This window comes from Bradyrhizobium sp., from assembly GCF_019242285.1.
Classification (GTDB): domain Bacteria; phylum Pseudomonadota; class Alphaproteobacteria; order Rhizobiales; family Xanthobacteraceae; genus Bradyrhizobium.
The window spans coordinates 1-3008 of sequence record NZ_JAFAVV010000856.1 but is presented as its reverse complement, the minus strand read 5'-3'; the positions used below and the strand labels follow the sequence as shown (position 1 = coordinate 3008).

General features: G+C 65.6%; 3 protein-coding genes. 2 read left to right on the top strand and 1 reads right to left on the bottom strand.

The features are described 5' to 3' along the window. Positions 1–118: 118 nt before the first annotated feature. Both JOY90_RS35415 and JOY90_RS35410 read left to right on the top strand, forming a co-directional pair. Positions 119–1228 (top strand): amidohydrolase family protein, encoded by a 1110-nt coding sequence (locus JOY90_RS35415; RefSeq protein ID WP_291695732.1) that lies wholly within the window; start codon positions 119–121, stop codon positions 1226–1228. Positions 1229–1280: 52 nt separating this feature from the next. Continuing rightward, a complete protein-coding gene (locus JOY90_RS35410) occupies positions 1281–1694 on the top strand; it encodes a Rieske (2Fe-2S) protein (protein ID WP_291695731.1) in 414 nt (137 codons plus the stop codon). A 93-nt stretch (positions 1695–1787) separates the two neighbouring features. On the opposite strand, the gene tcuB is transcribed toward JOY90_RS35410, so the two are convergent. Next, a complete protein-coding gene (gene tcuB, locus JOY90_RS35405) occupies positions 1788–2930 on the bottom strand; it encodes a tricarballylate utilization 4Fe-4S protein TcuB (protein ID WP_291695730.1) in 1143 nt (380 codons plus the stop codon). Positions 2931–3008: the final 78 nt, after the last annotated feature.

The window sequence follows — 3008 nt, the reverse complement described above, 5'->3', positions numbered from 1 at the left end:
AGGGTGACAATGCGCTGCCGGACGGGCTGTCGGCCGACCTCGTGCGCAAGATCATGATCGACAATCCGTTTGCCACCTACGGCCGGCTGAAACAGCCCGCAGCGAAGGAGACAATGTCATGAACATCCAGCTTCGCGAACGGCCCGGAGCGGCCAAGGCCGCCGTCGCCAAGACCGCGATCGCCGACTGCGACATCCATCCGGCGCGGGCGACCAAGACCGAGCTCTATCCGTATCTGGCAAAACGCTGGCACGACCATCTCGAAACCTATCAGGAGCATCCCTACCAGGGCATGATGGAAGGTCCGCCCTATCCGAAGGCGCAGCCCAACGCCTCGCGTCGCGATGCCTACCCGCCGGAAGGCGGGCCGCAGGGCTCCTCGTTGTCCTTCATGCAGAAGCAGCATCTCGACCCCAACAACGTCGTGCTCGGCGTGCTCAATCCGCTGCGAACCGGGCAGGGGCTGCGCAACCACGACCTCGCCGCCGCGATCTGCTCGGCCATCAACGACTGGCAGATCGAGAAGTGGACCAGCCAGGATTCGCGGCTGAAAGGCTCCGTCGTGGTCGCCAATGAGGATGGCGTGACGGCGGCCAAGGAAATCCGCAGGCGCGCGAATGACAGGAATTTCGTGCAGGTGCTGCTGCTCAGCCGCAATGTCGAGCCGCTTGGCCAGCGCCGCTATTGGCCGATCTATGAGGCGGCCGAAGAGGCGGGGCTGCCGATCGGCGTCCACGCCTTCGGCTTTGGCGGCAATCCGATCACCGCCTCGGGCTGGCCGAGTTATTACATCGAGGAGATGGTCGGCCATTCGCAGTGCCAGCAGACCGCGCTGGCGAGCCTGGTGCTGGAAGGCGTCTTCGAGCGCTTCCCGAAGCTGAACATGATCATGGTCGAGGCCGGCTTCGGCTGGGCGCCGTCGCTGGCCTGGCGGCTGGATCGCTGCTGGGAGCGGCTCAAGAGCGAAGTGCCGCATGTGAAGCGGTTGCCGTCGGAATACATTCGCGAGCACATCTGGTGGACCACGCAGCCGATGGAGGACCCGGAGCGGCGCGACCATCTGCTGGACGTGATCGGCTGGATCGGCTGGGACAAGCTCCTGTTCGCGACCGACTATCCGCACTGGGATTTCGACGAGCCGTCGCGCGTGCTGCCGGTGGGCGTCTCCGATGCCAACCGCGACGCGTTCTTCCTCGGCAACGCCAGGAAGGTGTACGGAATCGCATGATCCGGAAAAGTGCGAAGCGGTTTTCCGATAAAGATCATGCGTAGAGAATAGCATGGCGAAGCACGTCATCGGCCCGGTGGCAGAATTGCCGCCGGGCTCGCGCAAGTTCGTCGTCATCGACGACCGGCCGATCGCGATCTTCAACGTCAAGGGCGAGTTCTTCGGTCTGCTGAACCGCTGCCCGCACCAGGGCGCGGCGCTGTGCGAGGGTCCGCTGATCGGGCTCGCGCAATCCAAGGACCCCGGCGAGATCGAATACACCAGGCCTGGCGAGATCCTGCGCTGCCCCTGGCACGGCTGGGAATTCGACGTCCGCACCGGCCAGTCCTACTGCGATCCGCGCCGCTTCCGCGTGAAGACCTATCCAGTCGACGTCGAGCCCGGCACGGCGGTGGTGAAGGGGCCGTATGTCGCCGAGACCATCAAGGTCGCGGTCGAGAGCGACTATGTGGTGGTGGATTTGTGAGCCACGTAACGCGTCGTTCCGGGTTCGATGCGGAGCCTGTCATCCGGCCGCGTTTTCGCGCGGACCGGGTGGCATCGCCTCGGAACGACGGCGTCAAGCATGCATCACCATGCGCCGCTCGCGCGCGTAGCGCACCAGTGCGACGAAGCGGTAGAGGCCGTGCACGAACTTGCCATAGGGCAGGGTGATGAACAGCGCGAACACGACGCTGAGATGCAGCGCCAGCAGCGGGCCCATCGCCGATGTCTCCCGCAAGAGAAGCAGCGCAAGCCCGGTGACGCTGCTGAGCAGCAGCATCAGGATGAAGGCCGTATCCATCCCGGTGCGCGCCGCATCCGTCAGCGCCGGATCGCGCTGCGATTTCGCAAACAACAGGCCGATCGGACCGATCACCAGCCCGATGCCGCCGAGCGTGCCGAGCACCACCGGCAGGTCCCACCAGGCGTACGGCGCCTCGCGCCCGAGCAGATAGTGATAGAGCGTGGCGACACAGGTCGCGGCAAAGCACAGGATGAAGCCGTAGAACGTCAGGTGGTGATAGATCTTGCGGCGATCGGTCGGCTGATCGTCCTCGTTGAAGCAGCCAACCCCACCGCCGTCGAGATAACGCAGGCCTGCGGCATCCTTGATCGCCTGCCAGAGCGACGGCGCGTCGGCGCTCATGCCGACGGGCTCGCCGATGTCGCGCCAGAACGCACGCATGCTCAGCGCAAGCGCCGCAACGGCATAGAGGAAGGCGGCGCCGAACAGCGCCGCCATCGCGTTGTGCGGCATCAGCGCATAGAACGCGCCGGGGCCGGTGTGGATGCCGTGCAGCACCTGCGCGTCGTTGAAGGCTGCGAAGCCGAAGATGAAGGCGGCGACGCTCACCGCCGCGATCAGGCTGATCGCGACACCGTTGCGCGCGAACAGGCCCGACAGCGCGCCCGGCCAAGCGTAGTACGCATAGGATTCCGCGCGAGCGATGGCGAGCGTCTTCGGCACGTTGACATCGAATTCGTGCGGCGGCGAGAACTGGCAGTCGGTATAGCAGGCGCCGCAGGCGTGGCAGAGATTGGCGAGGTAGTTGAGGTCACCGTCGGAGAAGGCACGGCGCATCTCCATGGCGGGAAACACCGCGCACAGGCCCTCGCAATAACGGCACGAATTGCACACCGTCATCAGCCGGTCGGCCTCGGTGAGCAGCGCGGTCGCATGGCTCCCCGGCCGCGCACCGTCCTTCTCAGTTGCGAGCATTGCGCGCCGCCTCCGTTCCGGCGATGCGGCCGAACACGCTGCCGATCGTCATGCCCATGCCGGCCGCATAGCCGCGCC

Excerpts from the sequence above, each read along its gene's own strand:
- JOY90_RS35415 (WP_291695732.1), top strand. The coding sequence starts at position 119 with ATGAACATCCAGCTTCGCGAACGGCCCGGAGCGGCCAAGGCCGCCGTC.
- JOY90_RS35410 (WP_291695731.1), top strand. The coding sequence starts at position 1,281 with ATGGCGAAGCACGTCATCGGCCCGGTGGCAGAATTGCCGCCGGGCTCG.
- tcuB (WP_291695730.1), bottom strand. The coding sequence starts at position 2,930 with ATGCTCGCAACTGAGAAGGACGGTGCGCGGCCGGGGAGCCATGCGACC.